This is a genomic window from Ruegeria sp. P10 (genome assembly GCF_056534925.1).
In genome coordinates, this window is the sequence record NZ_JBQERJ010000003.1 from 122,582 (window position 1) to 141,693 (window position 19,112).

Consider the following 19,112-nt stretch of genomic DNA (forward strand, 5'->3'; position numbering starts at 1 on the left):
TGGCGCAACAACCCCGGTCGAGTTGGGCCCAAAAGCTGGACCTGCGTCCTTCAACTGAGGGGGTTTGACCCATGCGCACTGATACGCTCATCATCGGTGGCGGACTTTCAGGGCTTGGCCTGGCGACACAGCTTGTGGATCAGGGTCAGGAGGTGCTGGTTGCTGAGGCGCGCAGCCGTCTGGGCGGGCGCATTCTGACCGAGGTTCAGGGGCGCGCCCATCTGGACATGGGTCCGGCTTGGTTCTGGCCCGGGCAGCCACGTATCGCAGCGCTGACAGACCGACTGGGCCTGCACCAGTTTGACCAATTCAGCTCCGGCGCGCTGAGCTTCGAAGATGAACAGGGCCGTGTTGTGCGGGGCCGCGGGTTTTCATCCATGGAAGGGTCTTATCGCCTGGTCGGGGGGCTCGCTGCTTTGACGGATGCGCTGTCGGCACGGTTGCCGGATGGAGCAATTCACCTGTCCACGCAGATCACCGCCTTGGCCCGCACCAAAGGCGGAGTTCGGGTCACCTCGCAATCTGGACAGCATATTTGGGCAAGCCGTGTGGTACTTGCCATGCCCCCACGTATCGCGGCCGAGTTGACCTATGAGCCCGCCCTGCCCGATGGCACGTTGTCAGCCATGCGGCACATCGCGACCTGGATGGCCGGTCAGGCCAAAGCAGTTGCGGTCTATGACACTCCGTTCTGGCGCAAAGACGGATTGTCAGGGGATGCTATGAGCCGGCGCGGTCCCATGGTGGAAATCCACGACGCGTCGCCTGCCAGCGGTGGTCCCTTCGCGCTGTTCGGTTTCATCGGCATCCCTGCGCAAGCTCGCCGGGATGAAGGGGCGTTGCGGCAGCAGGTTCTGGCTCAGCTGGGGCGATTGTTCGGGCGCAAGGCGACCAGCCCCAATGCGCTTTTGTTAAAAGACTGGGCGTTTGATCGCTTCACAGCAACCAACCTGGATCTTCAGCCCGTACATGCCCATCCGCAATACGGCATGCCCAAGGCCATGACGCGGATCTGGGAAGACCGGATCATCTTCAGTGGCACCGAAACAGCCGCGCAATTTGGGGGATATCTGGAAGGTGCATTGGAAGCGGCACAAAACACCGCGGCATTGTTGAGCGCAAATAGGATGAACGTGGCATGGAAATAGATACAAAAACCGCTTTGCTGAATTCTGCCGAATTTGCCGTACGCAGCAAAGGCTTCGACGGCTTCAGCTATGCCGACCTTGCCAATGATGTGGGCATCCGCAAGGCATCGATCCACTATCACTTCCCGACCAAAGCCGCGCTTTCTGCAGCTTTGATGACACGCTACCATACCGAGCTTACCGGACGCTGCGTCGAGATCGAGGAAACTTGCGAAACGGCGGGCGCGCGCATGCGTGCACTGATCGCGCTGTATCGCGCGGCTTTGAACGACGGAAAAACCCTATGCTTATGTGTGTCGCTGATCATCAGCCGGGAAAGCTTGTCAAATGAGGTCACCGACAAAATCCGCGAGTTCCGGCGCATGTTGACCCGGTGGATCGAGAATGTCTTTGCGCTTGGCAAAACAGATCATTCGATCACGGGCGTTGAGGATCCGAAAGCAGAAGCACGCGCGGCATTGGCCTTGCTGGAAGGCGCTCATCTGACGGCTCGGGTCGAGAAGAGCACCCAAACCTTTGACGACGCCGTGGAGGTTCTAACTGCGCGATGTTTGTGACACGGCCCAAGCTTGCGCATACAGAATGGCCGCGTCGATTGTTGAGGCGCCTGCCCGCCTCCCCTGCCCCAGCCCCATTTCGGGTGATCATTCGGGGCGGTCTTTGTAGATGTCGATATTGCCTGCGATACAGCGCAGCAAGCGAATTGGCCGAGGCTGGATGTACTGACCACCAGATTGCGTCCACCACAGGTCACAAAGAAATTTCTCCATGGCTCAAGAACACTCGAAAGGTGCCGGCGAAAAGCGACTCGCAAAGCATGCTCAGACCAAGCGGGGACTAGAACACGAACCAGACATGGGAATTTTCTGAAGAAACCGTAGGTTCGTAAAATACGGGACGTGGTCAGCGTGTGGTCGGATTTGCCATTTTTGTGGCGGGGAGACAGGGATTCGAACCCTGGGGACGCTCTCACGCCCAACGGTTTTCAAGACCGCCGCATTCGACCACTCTGCCACCTCCCCGTCGAAAGCAGGGTCTAAGGCGAAGTTCGACCAGAGGCAAGTCGAAATCGGGAAATCTTGCCGAAGCCTGTGCAGCGGTCTTTCCATGACACTTCAGCCACGTTATGATCCGCAGGAAAGACCGCAACAGGCTGGCATCCAGAACCAGCAGACCGGCAGTGGGGTTCGGAAAACGAAACCCCTTCAGGCAAGGGAAAAGCAGATGAAGCGAGCGATCGAGACACGCCCGGGGCCTAAACGGCTGGCGTATCTGGCGTTGACTTTGACGATACTGGCCGGATGCGAAGAGGTTTTGTCAACTTCTGACTCGGCTGAAAAACCGGAAGACAATTCGGGCAAGACGGAACTCCTGCCCGAGGTGGCCACCGGCTCTCAGCGTGATATCGAGGCCCCTGAGGTTTTTCAGACAACCGAAGCAGGGCTTTGGGATGGCCGGCCGTCTCTTGGCGGGATATGGGTTGCGCACCCGGATGCGTCCCAACCTGAACGTGTCGTGATCAAAAACACGTCCAACAACAAATCGGTGACCGGCGCCCTGTTCCGGCGCGAGCGCAACCTGCCCGGGCCTGCGCTTCAGGTCTCGTCCGCTGCCGCGAAAGAGCTGGGAATGCTTGCGGGGGCGCCGACAAAAGTCAGTGTCGTCGCACTGCGCCGGGAAAAGCTGGAAGAACCGTCGTCGGAAGATGCGCCAGAAGCAGAAGAATCGGCCGCCGAAACCACGGCTGCGGTTGCTGATGGAGCTTCCGACACGCAAGCGTCCGCAGAGCCGGAAAAACCGGTCAAACGGAAGTGGTGGCAGAAAAAGGAACCAGCCGCCGCCGCGGCTGGTACGACTGCGGTTGCAGCCGGTGCAGCCAGTTCATCCGATGAAACGGCTGAGGACGTCGAGCCCGCAAGCGAAGATGCCGAGACGCCTACATCAGCCGGCGATCAGGTCGAAGCACCTGCCGATAAACCCGCCAAGCGGAAATGGTGGCAGAAGAAAGCCCCCACAGCTGCGGCTGCGGGAACTGCCGTGGCCGCGGCAGATACAGCGACCGACAGCGCAGACGTAGCCGCCGAAGCCGCTGCGGCCGTGGCGTCGCCCTCTTTGTCGGATGCACCGGTCACGCCCCCTGCCGAAAAACCTGCCAAGCGGAAATGGTGGCAAAAGAAAGACCCTGCCGCGATCACCGAAACACCGCTGGACCCGGTAGAAGGGGCCGCTGCCGCAATAGATGCGTCAGACGCCACGCCTGTTGCCGCCGCCGCGACATCGACGACGTCTTTGAGCAAGCCGTATGTACAGATTGGAACCTTCAGCGTTGAGGCAAACGCCAAGTCAGCAGCCCAAAAGGCGCGTCGCAACGGAATGCCTACGGTTGTTCGAGAACTGAAAACAGCGAATAGTACAGTGTGGCGCGTGCTGGTAGGCCCCGCCGCAACAAGGGCCGAGCGCAAAGCCTTTCAAAAGGACGTGAAAGACCTTGGCTTCAAAGATGCGTTCACGGTAACCGACTAATTCAGGGAGGCTTAACATGCTGTCCTCAATACGAACATCTGTTCTGGCTCTTGGGCTTGCCGTTCTGGCGATACCGGCCCAGGCTTTTGATACATCCGCCCGCGCGGCTTACGTGATCGACCAAACCACCGGTACCGTGCTGCTGTCGAAAGAAGCCGACCAACCGTTGCCGCCTGCGTCGATGTCCAAGCTCATGACGCTTTATGTTGCGTTCGAAGCATTGCGGGACGGGCGCTTGACGCTGGACGAAACTCTGCCTGTTTCGGAACACGCGATGAGCTATGGCGGCTCGACGATGTTCCTGAATACGCAGGATCGCGTACGTGTCGAAGATCTGCTGCGCGGCATTATCGTTTTGTCGGGCAATGACGCCTGCGTCGTCATTGCCGAAGCGCTCAGCCCGGATGGCACCGAAGCAGGGTTTGCGCGATACATGACCCAGCGGGCCAAGCAGATGGGCATGAACAATTCGAACTTCGCAAATTCAAACGGCTGGCCCGCCGCCGGGCATATGATGTCAGTTCATGATCTGGCCGTTCTTGCAGACCGGCTGATCACTGACTTTCCGGAATACTATCCCCTTTTCGCCGAAGAAGTTTTCGAATTCGATGGCCGCGCGCCCTCGAACGCCCGCAACCGCAACCCGTTGCTGCGGCTGGATATCGGCGCAGATGGCCTGAAAACCGGCCACACGCAAGAAGCGGGCTATGGCCTTGTCGGGTCCGCCAAACAAGGCGACAGGCGTGTGATCTTTGTGCTGACGGGTCTCGACAGCACCGGCCAACGGGCAGAGGAGGCTGAGGCCGTGGTTAACTGGTCGTTTCGAAATTTTGTCGAGAGGACAGTTGCCACCGCGGAAACGCCGATAGCCGAAGCCAAACTGTGGATGGGCGAGAAAAAGACCGTGGGGCTTGTTCCCGAAGGTGATCTGAATGTGCTGTTCCCGGTTCTGGGCACTCAGAATGTCGAGGCCGAAGTGGTCTATGAGGGCCCGATCAACGCGCCCGTCAAAAAAGGTCAGCAGCTGGCCGAACTGGTTATCAAGCCCGAAGGGCTGCCGGAAATCCGGCGCCCGCTGGTGGCAGCCGAAGATGTTGCGATTGGCGGGTTTGTGGTGCGCATGCTGACCGTCGGCGGTATCGTATTGAAAGACGTGATCAACAACCCGCTGGAGTCGATGTGACGAAAGCGGGGTTATTTCTGACCTTCGAAGGCATTGACGGTTCAGGCAAGTCAACACAGGCACGGATGCTGGCGGAACATCTGCGCGCGCAGGGTCACGAGGTGGTACTGACGCGCGAACCCGGCGGTTCCGCAGGGGCCGAGGAAATTCGCAGTTTGGTTTTGGAGGGCGACCCGGATCGCTGGTCGGCCGAGACCGAGATTCTGCTGTTCACAGCAGCCCGCCGCGACCATTTGGAGCGTACAATCGAGCCGGCTCTGGCGGCAGGGAAGGTTGTGATCTGCGACCGCTTTGCTGACAGCACACGTATGTATCAGGGCTTGTCCCGGGGTGACCTGCGAAATCTGGTGGATCAGTTGCACAGCCTGATGATCGGGCGCGAACCGGACATGACGCTGCTGATCGACATGGACCCCGAAACGGGCCTGGCACGCGCCAAGGGGCGACAAGGCACCGAAGAACGTTTCGAGGACTTTGGCCCGGATTTACAAAAGAAGATGCATGCCGGTTTTCTGGCGCTGGCCGATGAGTTCCCCGACAGGTTTCACATCGTGGATGGCAACAGGGACATGGACAGCGTTGCGCAGGATGTGACAGAAATCGTCCAGGCAGCACTGCGGTAGACGATGAGCGACGATATCCCTTCTCCGGATCAGGTGCCGGGCGCGCCACATCCGCGCGAAACCGTTCGGCTTTTTGGCCAAGACGCGGCTGAACAGGCATTCCTGACCGCCTACACCTCGGACCGTTTGCATCACGGTTGGCTGCTGACAGGGCCACGCGGTGTCGGCAAGGCGACCCTTGCCTGGCGAATTGCAAGATTTCTGCTGACCACTCCGCCGACCGAGGATGGCGGGTTGTTCGGCGCGCCGCCTCCGCCCGAGACGCTCGATATCGATCCCGATCACCCGGTGGCCCATCGCATTCAGGCCGGGGCGGAACCGGGTTTGGCGGCAATAACCCGGTCACTGAACGATCAGGGACGGCTGCGCGGTGAGATCGTCGTGGATGACATCCGCAAGCTTGGAAAGTTTTTTGGCCTGTCCTCTGCGGACGGCGGCCGCCGCGTCGTGATCGTGGATTCAGCAGACGAAATGAACGTCAGCGCCGCTAACGCGTTGCTGAAAATGCTGGAAGAGCCGCCTGCCCGCACCACCCTCTTGCTGGTATCGCATCAACCCTCGCGCCTGTTGCCAACCATCCGTTCACGCTGTCGCACGCTGCGCCTCGGCCCGCTGAACGCGCAAGACATGCAAGCCGCCCTGTCACAAACGGAAACCGAAATTCCCGCGCAGACAGAACACCTTGCCGCGCTTGCAGCGGGTTCAGTCGGAGACGCCGTGCGTTTGATCAATCTGGGTGGTCTGGACATCTATGCCGAACTGATCGCCATTCTGGGAACCCTGCCCCGCATGGACCGCCAGCGCGCGCTGGCCCTGGCCGAAGCGGCAGCACAGCGTGGTGCGGCGGACCGGTTCGAACTTTTGCTTACCCTGATCGACATCGCTCTGTCACGGCTGGCACTGACCGGGGCAACGGGCACGCCCCCGCTGCCTGAAGCCGCCCCCAACGAGGGTGAAACACTGGCGCGTCTGTCAGCATCGCCAAATCAAGCCCGTCGCTGGGCCGAGGTCGCCGCAACGATCACAGCCCGAGCGCGACATGGTCAGGCAGTCAACCTTGACCCTGCCGCTCTGGTCCTAGATACGGTGTTCAAGATACAGGAAACTGCCGGTCAGAACAGATGAGCGACACCCCCCAGATTACCGACAGCCATTGCCATCTGGACTTCCCGGATTTCGAAGGCCAGTTGGACGACATCATCGCGCGTGCTGCCCAGGCTGGCGTGACCCGGATGGTGACGATCTGCACCAAACTGCGCAACGAACCCGCCGTCCGTGCGATTGCCGAAGCCCACGCGCCGGTCTTCTATGCCGCCGGCACACATCCGATGAGCGCCGCGGACGAGCCATTGGCCTCGGTCGATGATCTGGTCGCCCTGACACGGCATCCCAAATTCGTCGGTATCGGTGAAACCGGCTTGGACTACCACTATACCGCCGACAGTGCCGAAGTGCAGAAACAGTCACTGCGCATCCATATCGAAGCGGCCCAGCGCACCGGGTTGCCCCTGATCATTCACGCCCGCGCAGCTGATGAAGATATGGCCCGCATTCTGGCTGAAGAATATCGCAACGCACCCTATTCCTGCGTCATGCACTGCTTCTCATCGTCTGCTCAATTGGCCAAGGCCGCGCTGGAGCTGGGGTTTTATCTGTCCATGTCCGGCATCGCAGCCTTTCCCAAAAGCCAAGAGTTGCGCGATATCTTCGCAAACGCCCCGGTGGACCGCATTCTGGTGGAAACTGACGCGCCCTATCTGGCCCCGCCGCCCTATCGCGGCAAACGAAACGAGCCGGCCTATACTGTGCACACGGCCCAAAAGGGGGCTGAAATCTATGGCATGGACTATGCCGCCTTTGCTGACCAGACACAGGCGAACTTCGACCGGCTGTTTACCAAAGCGGCATCAGACAAGGCCGCCGCATGACCGGCTTCCGATTTACAATTCTGGGCTGCGGGTCCTCTGGCGGCGTGCCGCGGCTGGGCGGTCAGTGGGGCGATTGTGACCCTGCGAACCCCAAGAACATCCGGCGCCGCTGTTCGATGCTGGTCGAACGCGACGGGCCAGATGGGACAACCTCGGTTCTGATCGACACAACGCCAGATATGCGCAGCCAGTTGCTGGATACAGGTACAGGGCGGTTGGACGGGGTCGTCTATACGCACTCTCACGCAGACCATGTGCATGGAATCGATGACTTGCGCATGATCGTGTTCAACATGAAAACCCGCGTTCCCGTTTGGGCGGATGGCGACACCCAGAACGCCTTGTTGGGGCGGTTTGGATACGCGTTCATTCAGCCGGAAGGCTCCCCTTATCCTCCAATACTCGAGCTCAAGTCTATCGACGGTCCATTTGAAATCGACGGCCCCGGCGGCCCGATTCCGTTGCGTCCTTTCAAAGTGAATCACGGTTCGATCGATTCCCTTGGATTCCGCATAGGGCAACTCGCCTATCTTCCGGATGTCGCCGAGATCTACGACGATGCCTGGCCCGAAATGAAAGGGCTGGACTGCCTTGTCATCGATGCCCTGCGCCGCTCGCCTCATCCAACGCATGCGCATCTGGAAAAGACGCTTGGGTGGATCGAAGAACTCCAACCGAAGCGCGCGGTTCTGACCAACATGCATATCGATCTCGATTATGCCACCGTCGATGCTGAAACCCCCGACCACATCACCCCCGCCTTCGACGGGATGGTGATCCATCAGTCGCAGTAGGCCGCTGCCCGTCGCCCGCATGATATCGCAGCAGGCCCGTCGCACGGGGGCCACATGCTGCAAAGCCTGATCGACGTCATTCTTCCGGTTTTCCTTGTAATCGGGGCCGGGTATACGGCAACACGCACGGGGTACTTCAAAGAAGCGCATGTCGATGGGCTGATGAAGTTCACCCAAGGCTTTGCGATTCCCTGCCTTTTGTTCCTCGCCATCGCGCATCTGGACCTCAGCGCCAGTTTCGACCCCCGGCTTTTGGCCAGTTTCTATTCCGCTGCCGCCCTGTGTTTCACAGCAGGTCTGTTCGGCGCACGCATCATTTTCGGGCGCGATTGGGAAGATTGCGTTGCCATCGGGTTTTGTTGCCTGTTCTCAAACTCTGTCCTGTTGGGTTTGCCGATAACCGAACGCGCATATGGGCCCGAGAACCTGACCGGCAACTACGCGATCATCGCCTTCCATTCTCCGTTTTGTTACGGCGTCGGGATCACGGTGATGGAGGTCGTGCGAAATCGCGGTCATGGTGGCATGCGCATGGCACGGTCTGTATTGTCTGCAATGTTCAAGAACGCGCTGATCCTTGGTATCGCCCTTGGGTTTCTAGTCAACCTGTCCGGCCTGGCAATCCCTGCGGTGGTCGACGAAGCACTGGGGTTGATCACCCGTGCTGCCCTGCCCGGGGCGTTGTTTGCCTTGGGCGGCGTGCTGGTCAAATACAAGCCCGAGGGCGACCTGCGCACCATTGCGTATGTTTGCTGTATCTCTTTGATGCTGCATCCCAGCCTGGTGTGGGTGTTCGGCAAATCCACGGGCCTGCCGCAGGATCTGTTTCGGTCGGGGGTTTTGAATGCCGCCATGGCTCCGGGTTTCAACGCCTATATCTTCGCCAACATGTATGGTCGCGCAAAACGGGTCGCAGCGTCGGCGGTACTTATCGGAACGGCCTCGTCCATTCTGACCGTCTGGCTATGGCTGACACTTTTGGGCTAACTGAGGTGTTGACTTCAGGTTGATGTGAAACACCTATCGCGCAACGCTGCAGGAGATCCGCATGTCACATGCCATAATTGTCGCTCATGGCCAACCGTCAGACCCGGAACCGGCCGAAGCTGCACTTGCGGCATTCGCCGCCAAGGTCAACGCGCTTACCGGGCATATAGCGGTGGATTCGGCCACTCTGGCAGCGCCGGGTGCGTTGGAGGCGAAGCTTGACCGTGCGCCCGAAAACTCGGTCATCTATCCACTTTTCATGGCAAAAGGGTGGTTTGTCACCAGCGCTCTACCCAAACGGCTTGGGCACCATCCGGCACGGATTTTGGACCCGCTTGGAATTGACCCGGACCTGCCGGCCCTGACCGCAGAGGCCCTGCGATCGGAATTGTCCGACAAACACTGGGCCGCTCGGTCCACCGATCTGGTCATTGCCGCGCATGGTTCCGGGCGCAGCCGGAACCCGTCGACCGTGGCGTTGCAGTTTGCGAAACAGCTTGCGGGACTGGTGGCGTTCAAATCCGTTCGCGTCGGTTTCGTCGAAGAGCCACCTTCCATATCTGACGCTGCAAACGGTACCGAAGATCAGGCGCTGTGCCTTCCGTTCTTTGCCTGTGCCGGAGGGCATGTGCAGGAAGACGTCCCGCAAGAGCTGGATCGCGCGGGGTTTTCAGGCGTGGTCCTACCGGTGGTGGGAGAGTTGCCTCCGATCCGGCAACAGATTGCGAAAAAGATAAATGCGGCATTCGATTCAGCCTGAAGCCCCGATACGTGCCCATCGTGTTTTCTGAACGAATTCAGGTTTGCGCCTTGCTCAACGCTGAATACATGCGATGGCAAGACCGGCCGTCGCGCTTGGCCTGATAAAGGGCCAAGTCTGCTGCGTGAAGAATGTCAGCGGCGTTGGGGCAGTCGAACTGCGTGGACAAGGCAGTGCCAATACTGGCCGAGATCGAACAACTCTGATTCTGAAACGTCATCGGTTCATTCAACCTTGATATCAGACGCCCAGCAATGCAGGCCAGAGTATCTTCCCGAGTCAGATCCTTGAAAACAATGACGAATTCATCCCCGCCGACCCGGGCCACAGTGTCGTTGCTTCGTGTCTCCTGTTGCATGATGCGGGCGGCCTGCTGCAAGACGAAATCACCCGCGGCATGGCCCAGCTTGTCATTTACAGATTTGAAAAAATCCAGATCCAGATGCATGAGCGCGAAGGTGGAATTTCCCGAAATCAAATGCTCGAGCAAGTGATCCATCGCCCTGCGGTTCTTCAGTCCGGTCAATGTGTCGGTAAAGGCCTGCTCTTCGGCTGCAAGCATCGCACCCTGCAGCCGAAGGTTGAGAGAGCGGGATGCCTCCATCGCGGCGGATTTGGCTTCGACCAGATACAACAGCTCAATCGCCAGATCCGTGCCCGAGAAATCCGCACTTGTCAGCGCATAGTCCCGCACCGCATCCAAAATCGAGATACCAAATGACAGATTGATGACCGCACCACCGGAATGCGGCAAAGGAGCGACCAAGCCTTTCAGGGTTGTGCGGGGTTCATCATGAAACCTCAGATGCAGCTTCGCCCCCGCCATTGACATCAGGGCGGGAATGGTGGTGATCGTTCTGGGGCGGATCAGTTCAAACACATCCAGAAATCCCTGCCCCACCAGCGGCAGTTCAGGTCGCAACTTTTGCAGGGTCGGACCTGCCTGCCGAATATGCCCATTTTGGTCCACCAACAGGAACATCGGGCAAAGCGTTTCCAGTAGACCAGCCAGTTCTTGGGTGTCTGTCATCCGTTCCGAGCCCCCAGATCAAAATGCCGCCCCTCGGCAAAAGCGCTTTCAACCAACATGATGGAAATGACATCACTGCCTTGCTGCTGCCCCTCGTGTGACAGCATCACCAGCGCACCATAGTCATCCGCCATTGCGCGCAGGACCCCAACCATGACATTGGAATAACCGGGCAGGCCCGGAGAGCAACTCAGCTGAAATTCCGTGGCTGACAGCTCTCTCAATTCCAAGGCCGGCAGGGTCAAATCAGACACGGCCAGCCGCACGCGGTCCGCCAGATCGTCGAGCGAATGAAGAAATTCCACGTAGCTGACACCGCCGAACCTGAGAAGGCGGCGCAGCCCTTCCATATTCGGATGAGATACGAGGTACGTTCCCAGGTCCTCAAAGACTTCGGCTGGCGGTCGATCAAGGTCGGCGCTCAGCGCCTCCATTACCTTGGACGTCATGTCATCGTCATAGACGAGCATGGCCTCGAACTCGACAAACCCCAGCCGCGCGGCTTCGGTCACGCGCAACCAGCAGGATCGCCCGTAGGTCGCACAGACAAAGGACTGTATCGCCCGATTGATCAGACCATGCATCAGATGCCCCAGTTTGGTGTCCTGTGCACTGTGGCCGGAAAAACCTTAACAAATAGCCAAAATCCACCCTGAGTTGTAGCGAATTCAACAGAGTATCAGCTCGAGACCACCTGTCCGATCAAAAATCCGTGGGCGCGCCGCCTTCCGCTTTGCGGCGTTCGACAAAAGCGGCCAGTTCCTCGCGAATGCCTTCATCGATCGGGGGGGCGTCAAAGCTCGAGATAATCTCCTTGAACATGTGATGCGCGCGTTCTGCCGTCCAGATGCCGCCGGCGACCTCCCATCCTTCATAGTTTTTCCAATCACTCAGGAAGGGTTGATAGAAGGCCGTGGTATAGCGATCCTGCGTATGCTGAATGCCAAAGAAATGACCGTCATTGCCGACTGCCTTGATCGCATCCAATGCAATCTCGTCCGGCCCTGTGGCGGTCAACTCGGGGTTCATATAGCGTTGAATTTGCTGTAGGATTTCGCAATCCATGATAAATTTTTCCGGACTGGCGATCAGGCCACCCTCAAGCCAACCGGCTGCGTGGTAGACCATATTGGTGCCCGATTGCACGGCGGCCCAAAGCGAGTTCGAAGTCTCCCACACCGACTGCCCGTCCGGCACATTTGCCGCACAAACACCCGAAGACCGCATGGGCAAACCATAGAACCGCGCCATCTGGCCGGTCATCTGGGTCGAACGCATGTATTCCGGTGTTCCAAAGGCGGGCGCGCCGGATTTCATATCCACATTCGACGTGAATGTACCGATCACACAGGGAATACCGGGGCGCACGTATTGGAACAGCGCAATGGCGCACAGCGCCTCGGCCAAGGATTGCGCCACGGCGCCTGCCATGGTTACGGGGGCCATCGCACCCGCCAGCGTAAAGGGCGTGACAACAATCGCTTGACCGCGCCGCGCCAGGCGCAGACACCCGTCGATCATCGGGTGATCGTGTTTCAGCGGCGAGGTAGAGTTGATATTGGTATACATGCGCGGCGCGGCCTCGAACTCCTCATGGCTCAACCCTCCTGCGATGCGCACCATTTCCATGACATCTTCGACGCGTTCCTTGCCCAGTGAATAGGCGTGCATGGCCTTGTCGGTCAGGGTCAGCTTGTCGTACAGCACATCCAGATGGCGAACGCTGGCGTGGATATCGACCGGCTCGACCGGGTATCCGCCCGCGAAATGGATGCAATTGAAGTATTGCGTCAGCTTCAGAAGGTTCCGGCACATCTCGCGATTGCCCGGTACTTTTTTCCCGATCTCCATGTCCCAGTAATTCGGCGGGGAAGAGACGTTGCCGAACAGGATGTTCTTCCCGCCGACTTCGATCTTGCGATCCGGATTGCGAGGGGTGATCGAAAACCGGCTGGGAGCCTTGGCGATCATCTCCATGACAAAGTCCCGCCCCATGCGGACATTGTCGCCGTCGATGGTGCAACCGGCTTCGCGCAGGATGCCTATTGCCTCTTCGTTGTAAAACTCGATCCCGATCTCTTCGAGGATGCGCATCGCCCCTTCATGGATCGCTTCGATGCCGGCCTGATCCAAAGGTTCTGTGGGTCGATCGATGTTGACCGGCGGATCCCAGGGCATCTGGTCAATCGCTGCACTGCCCCTGCGCGCAGCCGCCCCTGCGCGCCCTCCTCCGCGGCGCTTACGTGTTTTGGTCTCGGCCATCGGTGCCTCCTGTTCTTGCTTTCGTCAAGCAAGCCCCGAAGAGACGCCTATGGCCGCTCCGTCTGCGACAGAATATGTCGGTTTTTCATCCCGTTTTGTCGAATCCCGGATTTGAAAATCAGATTTTGGCCAACCATTCGGGAATATGTCCGATATCAGGCAAAATCACATCCGCCATCGGAGCCAAAGCATCGGCCTCGGCCAAACCGGTCAAAACACCGATCGTGGTCATCCCCGCCGCGCGCCCGGCCTGCAAGTCATGAAGACTGTCACCCACCATCGCGATACGAGATGGCTCGACCCCGATATGGGCGGCAAAGGCCAGCAACTGGCCCGGTCCCGGCTTGAACCCGTGACCACTGTCATACCCGGCGACGAAATCGAAATGCCCCCTTATTCCGACAGATTCGAGATGCTGCAAAGCGGGGTGTTCACTGTCATTCGTCGCAACGCCCAGCTTGATTCCGGAATTTTGCAGACCTTCCAGGAACGGAACCAATGGAACAGCGGGCACCTGCGGGGCCGAGGCGGCCTCGGAGTTCATCAAATCGATGATCTCATGTAAGGTCGCGCCATTGACATGGGCAATCAAGACTTCTGCGATTTCCTCGACCGTGGCGGCGATTACAATGCTGTCTTCGGTATATCTCCCTTGCTCGAAATCATATCCGATGACACGGCCAAGCTCGGTGGCGCGATCTTCGTCCCCGTTGGACAGGCGCAACAGCATGGAGCGTCCGAACCCTCCCCACGTATTTGCAAAGTCAAACAGCGTGCCATCTTTGTCAAAGATGATCGCATCTATCGGCATCCGGTGCTCCTGCGGAAAATATGGCTATGTCCAGTGTATCTCAGCGCCGCCAGACAATACCGCCCTTGCCTGGGCGGGAAGATCATAGGCGAGTGAATTGGCGTCACAAAACGCCATGACCCACGAATCGTCAAGCACCAGAAAATCAAGAACCGACGCCAGAAACTCGGGATCGCTTGCCCGATCGCGGACATCCTCGATCGATGCGCCCGTAGAGCCCAGAAAAACAGGCAAAAGCTCGTCATTGCTGACCAGCCAGGCCAGGGCCGTCAGCGCAAGAGTTTGGGCGGAATCAGAGGATATCGGCATAAACTTGGGTCAGATCCGGTCTTGGAAAGGGTTTGTTAACCAGAGTCATAAACACTTTGTTCACGCATGCAATCAACGGTGAACAACTATGTCTGTGCAGGGAACCATCCTTGTCCTCGACGGGGTATCGACCAATCGCATCATGCTGAAGGTACAGCTGACGGCGGCCTGGTATCACGTGGTGCAGGGCGAAAAGCTTGAAGGGTTGCCCGCGCTCGTGCGGCGTACGCAACCGGATCTGGTTCTGACGGCTCAGACGTTGCCGGATGGAACGGCTGCGGATGTGAAGAAGGCGATTGTGAAGGAACCCGGCCTTGACGACGTTCCGGTCGTGGCGATTGCCGCGCAAAATGACCGGGACGCCCGGCTGCGGGCGTTAAAGGACGGGCTGGATGATGTTCTGACGCACCCGTTCAAAGACACCTTATTATTGGCGCGCATTCGCAGCCTTTTGCGTGCTCGTGCGGCCACTCAGGATTTGCAGGTCAGCAACGGATCGCAATCGATTGGCTTCGCAGAGCCGGTCCAACCCATAATCAGACCGTCCAAAGCGGCGCGGGTTGATATCCTGACCCACACGGCCCGAAACGGCACGCTTTGGCAAAAGGCTCTGGAAGATCAACGTCAATTTGATTTGAACTGGCATCTTCAGTCGAACCTGCGGGGTGTTTTGTCCGGCTCTGTTCCCGATGCGATCGTGGTTGAATTGGGCTCGAACCCGGCCGGCCTCAATATCCTTGCCGACCTCAGATCACGCGGCGTGACCCGGCACACGGTTTTGATCGGGGTGCTGAAAGACGAAGACGCCGGACAGGCTTCGGAAGCTCTGGACCGAGGGGCCGATGCTGTCTGTCTGGGCGGGTTCTGCGCGCAGGAGATCCTGCTGCGGCTTGAAAACCAGATTGCCCGCAAAGCGCGACTGGATCAGATGCGGGTCTCTCTCAAAAGAGGCATCGCGGAATCCTGGATCGACCCGTTGACTGGGCTGCACAATCGCCGCTACGCCATGCGCGCGCTGGATCAAATCGCGCGCCAATCCGCCAGAACGGGGCGCAGTTTTGCGATCATGCTGGCCGATCTGGATCACTTCAAGGCAATCAATGATGGCCATGGCCATGCAAGCGGCGATTATGTTTTGACGCAAGCGGCGGAACGTATGCAACATGCCTTGGGATCCCGTGGCTTTGTCGCCCGCATCGGGGGGGAAGAGTTCATGATCGGCGTGCCCGATGTATCGCCCAAACAGGCGTTGAACCTGGCCGAAACCGTTTGTGACAGCATCTGTCAGTCCCCGTTCCTGTTACCGGACCATGGGGCACAAGTTGATGTGACGGTCAGTATCGGGTTGAAGTTGTCTCAGGTCGGTTTCGCCCGGCAAGACTATGCGGCTGAAAGCGTGGAAAACCTGATCAAATCCGCGGATAAAGCGCTGTATGCTGCGAAGAAGGCAGGGCGCAATCAGGTGAGTATCAGGCAAAGTGCGGCCTGATCTGTTCAGTCTCTTTTCTTGTGCCCATGCGGCCCGCGTTTGACGACTTCCTGCAATCGGTCTGCATAGGCCTGCCGTTCATCATTGCTCATGGCAGTCACACGTGCCAGCCATTGCGTTTGCAAGGCCTGCTGCAAATCGGCGGTGGCCTGTGCTTGTTGTTGCAACAGAACCTGAACGGCGACCGGGTCGAAGGGCGTTGCGCGCAAAGCCTGACTGAGCGCTTCAAAATCCTGAGCACGACCCTTGGATCCTTTTTTGTGCAGGCCCGTCAGCTCGCCCCGCATCGCCTTTCGATCATCCTTGGGCAGGGCCCGGTACAACGCGGGGCCGAAGCCGGGCGGTGATTTGGCATGATCCCCACCTCTCAGGCGCAATACGGTGCCCACAGCGACACCGACAACCAGCAGGTTCAGCGCCAGTGACAAGGCCAGGACGACAGGCACCCACTTGCGTTTGGGCTTGGGATCAGCGTTCATTCCGTGCTCTCCAGAAAACTCGAGTCAAATCCAAGGTCGGCCACGAGGAAGGATGTCTCCTCTGACGTCAACAGGCTGGCCGGGTCCGGCAGAAAGGCCGGTGCGGAAAACCCGATCCAGACCCCGGCAGCGCTTGCGGCGACAAGCCCGCCAAGGCCCTGCCATCCTCCTACATTGCTTATCAACCTGTTCCATATCGAAGGCATCGGCTGCGGTGCAGGAGCAAGACGACCGAGGCGAACAGTTTCAGCATCCGTCTGGATGCGCACGGCAAGATCGTCCGGCAGTGTCGGTCGCTGCCGCTGTGCCTGTGCAAACAAATGATCAAGTTCCAGGTCTTCATCCGCCATTGTCATACCCCAGTTCTTCGCGTCGTCCAGCCAAGATCGCGGTCAGGCTGCGCTTGCCTCTTGCGGTCAGGCTTTCAACTGCTTCTACCGAAATGCCCATTATCCCGGCAATCTCGGGGTTGGGCAGCTCTTCAATATGGCGCAGCACGACCGCTTGTCGCTGCCGCTCGGGCAGCTCAGCCAAAGCCAACTGCAAGGCATCCTTGCGCGCCTCGTCCTGCATGCGGTCAACAACGCTGGCCTTGCCATCTTCGGGTTCGGGAACGTCCGACAACCTGTCGGGTGTCTTCTTGCGCCTGATGTCCACGCACAGGTTCAGCGTCACCCGATACAGCCAGGTCGATACCTTGGCCTGACCCGAAACCCAATTCGGCGCCATCTGCCACAACCGCATCATCGCATCCTGCGTCACGTCTTCCGCCTCGGCCCGATTGCCCAACATGCGCAAAGCAACCGAGTAACAGCGTGGCCCCAAACGATCGGTCAGAATCCGTGCCGCCCCCGCCTCACCATCAGCGAATTGCCTCAGCAACGCATCGTCGCTGAGTGTGTTCGCGGCGCAATCCGCGCCGCGAACATCTTGTGGGTGGGAGGTCAGATCCTCCATCCTGCATCAGTTATCGCTTGTATCCGATTTTTGATGCTTTTTCTTATGGTGCCGTCCCATCCGATCTTTGGCATCGGCAAATTCCTGTTCCGAGATTCCGCCACTGTTGTCCGCATCCATCCGATCAAACATCTTGTCAGCCCGGCGCGGTTTCGGCAACTCATCCTGGCTGAGGAAGCCATCTTTGTTCGCGTCGTTGTTTTCGAACATCCTGGCAACCCGATCACTGGCTTTCTTCTGGGCGGCAGCCTGCATTTCTTCCTGGCTCAGCTTTCCATCCCCATTTATGTCCGCCTCGGTGAAACGAGCGGTTCGGTGCGCCTCCATCTCTTGTTGCGTCACCTGACCATCCCCATCGGCGTCCAGTTCCTGAAAGGACACCGGCTCGCGGCCACCCGAGCCAGCGGCCAAAACAGAAGTACCGGTAATCGCAACCGCCGACATGACAATGGCCGAGATGAATGTAACGTTTTTCATTTCCGTTTCCTTTTGTTGACGCGGCCCGAGTGCCGCCGCTCATACCCATTCAAACGGGCCGCGCCAGGAATTCCGTCGCTGAATTCGATATTATTTTTGAAAGGTTCGGGACCGCCCCAAGACGAGGTGCCGGGCAGACGTTGCAAAGCGACGCACCCCCCTTTTAAATTTCCACGATCAGGCCCATTATCCGCAAAAGATTACTTCGCGAGTTACATTATGACGGATCAGACGATCGAGACGACCTCTGAAGGTGAGCGTGAGACATGGCCAGCCCTGGTCAAGGGGTTTCGCTGCAAATGCCCCAACTGCGGGGAAGGCAAGCTGTTGCACAGCTATCTCAAGGTCAATGACTCCTGCTCGAACTGCGGGCAGGAGTTGTTTCACCATCGCGCAGATGATGGGCCCGCCTACCTGACAATCCTGCTGGTCGGCCACCTGCTGGCGCCTGCTCTGCACGTGTCGTACGTGCATTGGCGGCCCGATCCGTGGACGATGGCCATCGGCTTTTCCGTCGCCTGCGTCGCCCTGTCCCTGTACCTGTTGCCACGCCTGAAAGGTGCAGTGGTGGCGTATCAGTGGGCACGCCGCATGCATGGCTTTGGAAAAACCGCGTGACCCGACCCAGTTGACCAGTTTGGACATGACACCCGACAAAACCGCCATCCGGGACGCAGCGACGGTTATCGTGCTGCGGGACAGATGGACAAACCCCTCGATCCTTATGGGGCAGCGCGGGTCCAAAGCGGCCTTCATGCCGAACAAGTTCGTCTTTCCCGGTGGCGCGGTTGATCCGGCTGACGCGGATGTTCCATTGGCAACGGATTTGCCGGATCTGTGCTTTGAACGTTTGGGCGAACAGGCCGAGCCGGGGATTCAACACGCCCTCGCCGCGGCCGCCATACGCGAGCTTTGGGAAGAAACCGGTCTTGTTCTCGGCCAGCCGGGCACATGGCCCGGTCAGGTACCTGGCGATTGGCAGAGCTTTGCCGCGTTGGGTTACCTGCCAACTGCGGCTGCGCTTCAGTTCGTCTTTCGCGCGGTAACTCCACCGGGCCGTCCCCGCCGGTTCGATGCGCGGTTCTTTCTGGTCGACGCCGACGCTCTGCAAGGTGATGTGGATGATTTCAGTCACGCCTCGGATGAGCTGTCGCACCTGCAATGGGTGCCACTAGATCGGGCACGGGATCTGGATCTGCCGTTTATCACCGAGGTCGTTCTGGCGGAAATAGCGGCCCGGGTTACGTCCCCCGAGCCGCCATCGTCAGTTCCATTCTACAAAAACAACGAAGAGGCCAACCTGTTCCTGCGTCTCAGGGGCTATCCGATGCCAACCCACGACTGACGGATCG

Annotated in this window: 23 protein-coding genes and 1 tRNA gene; 13 read left to right on the forward strand and 11 right to left on the reverse strand. The window is 58.8% G+C overall.

Features of this window, described 5'->3' with window-relative positions; all coding sequences use genetic code 11:
* Positions 1-71: 71 nt before the first annotated feature.
* Complete coding sequence (locus ACR0FB_RS06460; protein WP_480619794.1) at positions 72-1,148, forward strand: flavin monoamine oxidase family protein; 1,077 nt, start codon at positions 72-74, stop codon at positions 1,146-1,148.
* Positions 1,139-1,705: a TetR/AcrR family transcriptional regulator gene (locus tag ACR0FB_RS06465; protein ID WP_171631227.1), complete on the forward strand. Its 567-nt coding sequence runs from the start codon at positions 1,139-1,141 to the stop codon at positions 1,703-1,705. Before ACR0FB_RS06460 ends, ACR0FB_RS06465 begins: the two co-directional genes overlap by 10 nt.
* A gap of 87 nt (positions 1,706-1,792) precedes the next feature.
* On the opposite strand, the gene ACR0FB_RS06470 is transcribed toward ACR0FB_RS06465, so the two are convergent.
* Together ACR0FB_RS06470 and ACR0FB_RS06475 are read right to left on the reverse strand one after the other, a co-directional pair.
* Positions 1,793-1,918, reverse strand: a complete 126-nt coding sequence (locus tag ACR0FB_RS06470; protein ID WP_280922458.1) for a hypothetical protein — start codon at positions 1,916-1,918, stop codon at positions 1,793-1,795.
* A gap of 162 nt (positions 1,919-2,080) precedes the next feature.
* Positions 2,081-2,170, reverse strand: a tRNA-Ser gene (locus ACR0FB_RS06475).
* A gap of 202 nt (positions 2,171-2,372) precedes the next feature.
* On the opposite strand from ACR0FB_RS06475, the gene ACR0FB_RS06480 reads away from it, so the two are divergent.
* The 8 genes from ACR0FB_RS06480 (at position 2,373) to ACR0FB_RS06515 (ending at position 9,946) form a co-directional block, all read left to right on the forward strand.
* A complete protein-coding gene (locus tag ACR0FB_RS06480; protein ID WP_480619795.1) occupies positions 2,373-3,671 on the forward strand; it encodes an SPOR domain-containing protein in 1,299 nt (432 codons plus the stop codon).
* A gap of 16 nt (positions 3,672-3,687) precedes the next feature.
* Positions 3,688-4,854, forward strand: a complete 1,167-nt coding sequence (locus tag ACR0FB_RS06485) for a D-alanyl-D-alanine carboxypeptidase family protein (RefSeq protein WP_171631222.1) — start codon at positions 3,688-3,690, stop codon at positions 4,852-4,854.
* A complete protein-coding gene (gene tmk, locus ACR0FB_RS06490; protein WP_480619797.1) occupies positions 4,851-5,477 on the forward strand; it encodes a dTMP kinase in 627 nt (208 codons plus the stop codon). The genes ACR0FB_RS06485 and tmk overlap by 4 nt, the downstream gene beginning before the upstream one ends.
* A 3-nt stretch (positions 5,478-5,480) precedes the next feature.
* The gene (locus ACR0FB_RS06495; protein ID WP_480619799.1) at positions 5,481-6,602 is read left to right on the forward strand and encodes a DNA polymerase III subunit delta'; all 1,122 of its coding nucleotides are present in this window, start codon (positions 5,481-5,483) and stop codon (positions 6,600-6,602) included.
* Positions 6,599-7,405, forward strand: coding sequence for a TatD family hydrolase (locus ACR0FB_RS06500; RefSeq protein ID WP_480619801.1), 807 nt, complete (start codon positions 6,599-6,601; stop codon positions 7,403-7,405). The genes ACR0FB_RS06495 and ACR0FB_RS06500 overlap by 4 nt, the downstream gene beginning before the upstream one ends.
* The gene (locus ACR0FB_RS06505; RefSeq protein ID WP_171631213.1) at positions 7,402-8,199 is read left to right on the forward strand and encodes an MBL fold metallo-hydrolase; all 798 of its coding nucleotides are present in this window, start codon (positions 7,402-7,404) and stop codon (positions 8,197-8,199) included. The genes ACR0FB_RS06500 and ACR0FB_RS06505 overlap by 4 nt, the downstream gene beginning before the upstream one ends.
* Before the next feature lie 54 nt (positions 8,200-8,253).
* A complete protein-coding gene (locus ACR0FB_RS06510; RefSeq protein WP_171227973.1) occupies positions 8,254-9,186 on the forward strand; it encodes an AEC family transporter in 933 nt (310 codons plus the stop codon).
* A gap of 61 nt (positions 9,187-9,247) precedes the next feature.
* Positions 9,248-9,946, forward strand: a complete 699-nt coding sequence (locus ACR0FB_RS06515) for a CbiX/SirB N-terminal domain-containing protein (RefSeq protein ID WP_480619803.1) — start codon at positions 9,248-9,250, stop codon at positions 9,944-9,946.
* 37 nt (positions 9,947-9,983) lie between these two features.
* On the opposite strand, the gene ACR0FB_RS06520 is transcribed toward ACR0FB_RS06515, so the two are convergent.
* The 5 genes from ACR0FB_RS06520 to ACR0FB_RS06540 all read right to left on the reverse strand — a co-directional run bounded on the left by ACR0FB_RS06520 (position 9,984) and on the right by ACR0FB_RS06540 (position 14,358).
* The gene (locus tag ACR0FB_RS06520) at positions 9,984-10,976 is read right to left on the reverse strand and encodes a GGDEF domain-containing protein (protein ID WP_210092572.1); all 993 of its coding nucleotides are present in this window, start codon (positions 10,974-10,976) and stop codon (positions 9,984-9,986) included.
* Complete coding sequence (locus ACR0FB_RS06525; protein WP_171631195.1) at positions 10,973-11,560, reverse strand: heme NO-binding domain-containing protein; 588 nt, start codon at positions 11,558-11,560, stop codon at positions 10,973-10,975. Before ACR0FB_RS06525 ends, ACR0FB_RS06520 begins: the two co-directional genes overlap by 4 nt.
* A 118-nt stretch (positions 11,561-11,678) precedes the next feature.
* On the reverse strand, positions 11,679-13,238 hold the full coding sequence (locus tag ACR0FB_RS06530; protein WP_480619805.1) for a trimethylamine methyltransferase family protein: 1,560 nt from the start codon (positions 13,236-13,238) through the stop codon (positions 11,679-11,681).
* A gap of 118 nt (positions 13,239-13,356) precedes the next feature.
* Positions 13,357-14,049, reverse strand: coding sequence for an HAD family hydrolase (locus ACR0FB_RS06535; protein ID WP_480619807.1), 693 nt, complete (start codon positions 14,047-14,049; stop codon positions 13,357-13,359).
* Between the two features lie 24 nt (positions 14,050-14,073).
* On the reverse strand, positions 14,074-14,358 hold the full coding sequence (locus tag ACR0FB_RS06540; RefSeq protein WP_171631188.1) for a DUF3572 domain-containing protein: 285 nt from the start codon (positions 14,356-14,358) through the stop codon (positions 14,074-14,076).
* 88 nt (positions 14,359-14,446) lie between these two features.
* Here ACR0FB_RS06540 and ACR0FB_RS06545 point away from each other — a divergent pair, with 88 nt between their 5' ends.
* Complete coding sequence (locus ACR0FB_RS06545) at positions 14,447-15,847, forward strand: diguanylate cyclase (protein WP_171631186.1); 1,401 nt, start codon at positions 14,447-14,449, stop codon at positions 15,845-15,847.
* Positions 15,848-15,852: 5 nt separating this feature from the next.
* Here ACR0FB_RS06545 and ACR0FB_RS06550 read toward each other — a convergent pair whose 3' ends face one another.
* From ACR0FB_RS06550 to ACR0FB_RS06565, 4 genes are read right to left on the reverse strand one after another with little or no spacing between them, the layout of a single operon-like run.
* Entirely contained in the window at positions 15,853-16,326 is a 474-nt protein-coding gene (locus tag ACR0FB_RS06550; protein WP_480619809.1) for a periplasmic heavy metal sensor, read from the reverse strand.
* Positions 16,323-16,676: a hypothetical protein gene (locus ACR0FB_RS06555; protein WP_480619811.1), complete on the reverse strand. Its 354-nt coding sequence runs from the start codon at positions 16,674-16,676 to the stop codon at positions 16,323-16,325. Before ACR0FB_RS06555 ends, ACR0FB_RS06550 begins: the two co-directional genes overlap by 4 nt.
* Positions 16,666-17,283: an RNA polymerase sigma factor gene (locus ACR0FB_RS06560; RefSeq protein WP_171631179.1), complete on the reverse strand. Its 618-nt coding sequence runs from the start codon at positions 17,281-17,283 to the stop codon at positions 16,666-16,668. Before ACR0FB_RS06560 ends, ACR0FB_RS06555 begins: the two co-directional genes overlap by 11 nt.
* A gap of 6 nt (positions 17,284-17,289) precedes the next feature.
* Complete coding sequence (locus tag ACR0FB_RS06565) at positions 17,290-17,760, reverse strand: EF-hand domain-containing protein (protein WP_171722965.1); 471 nt, start codon at positions 17,758-17,760, stop codon at positions 17,290-17,292.
* 219 nt (positions 17,761-17,979) lie between these two features.
* Here ACR0FB_RS06565 and ACR0FB_RS06570 point away from each other — a divergent pair, with 219 nt between their 5' ends.
* Both ACR0FB_RS06570 and ACR0FB_RS06575 read left to right on the forward strand, forming a co-directional pair.
* Positions 17,980-18,378, forward strand: coding sequence for a DUF983 domain-containing protein (locus ACR0FB_RS06570; protein WP_480488044.1), 399 nt, complete (start codon positions 17,980-17,982; stop codon positions 18,376-18,378).
* Positions 18,379-18,403: 25 nt separating this feature from the next.
* Positions 18,404-19,105: an NUDIX hydrolase gene (locus tag ACR0FB_RS06575; protein WP_171633770.1), complete on the forward strand. Its 702-nt coding sequence runs from the start codon at positions 18,404-18,406 to the stop codon at positions 19,103-19,105.
* The last annotated feature ends 7 nt before the right edge of the window (positions 19,106-19,112 follow it).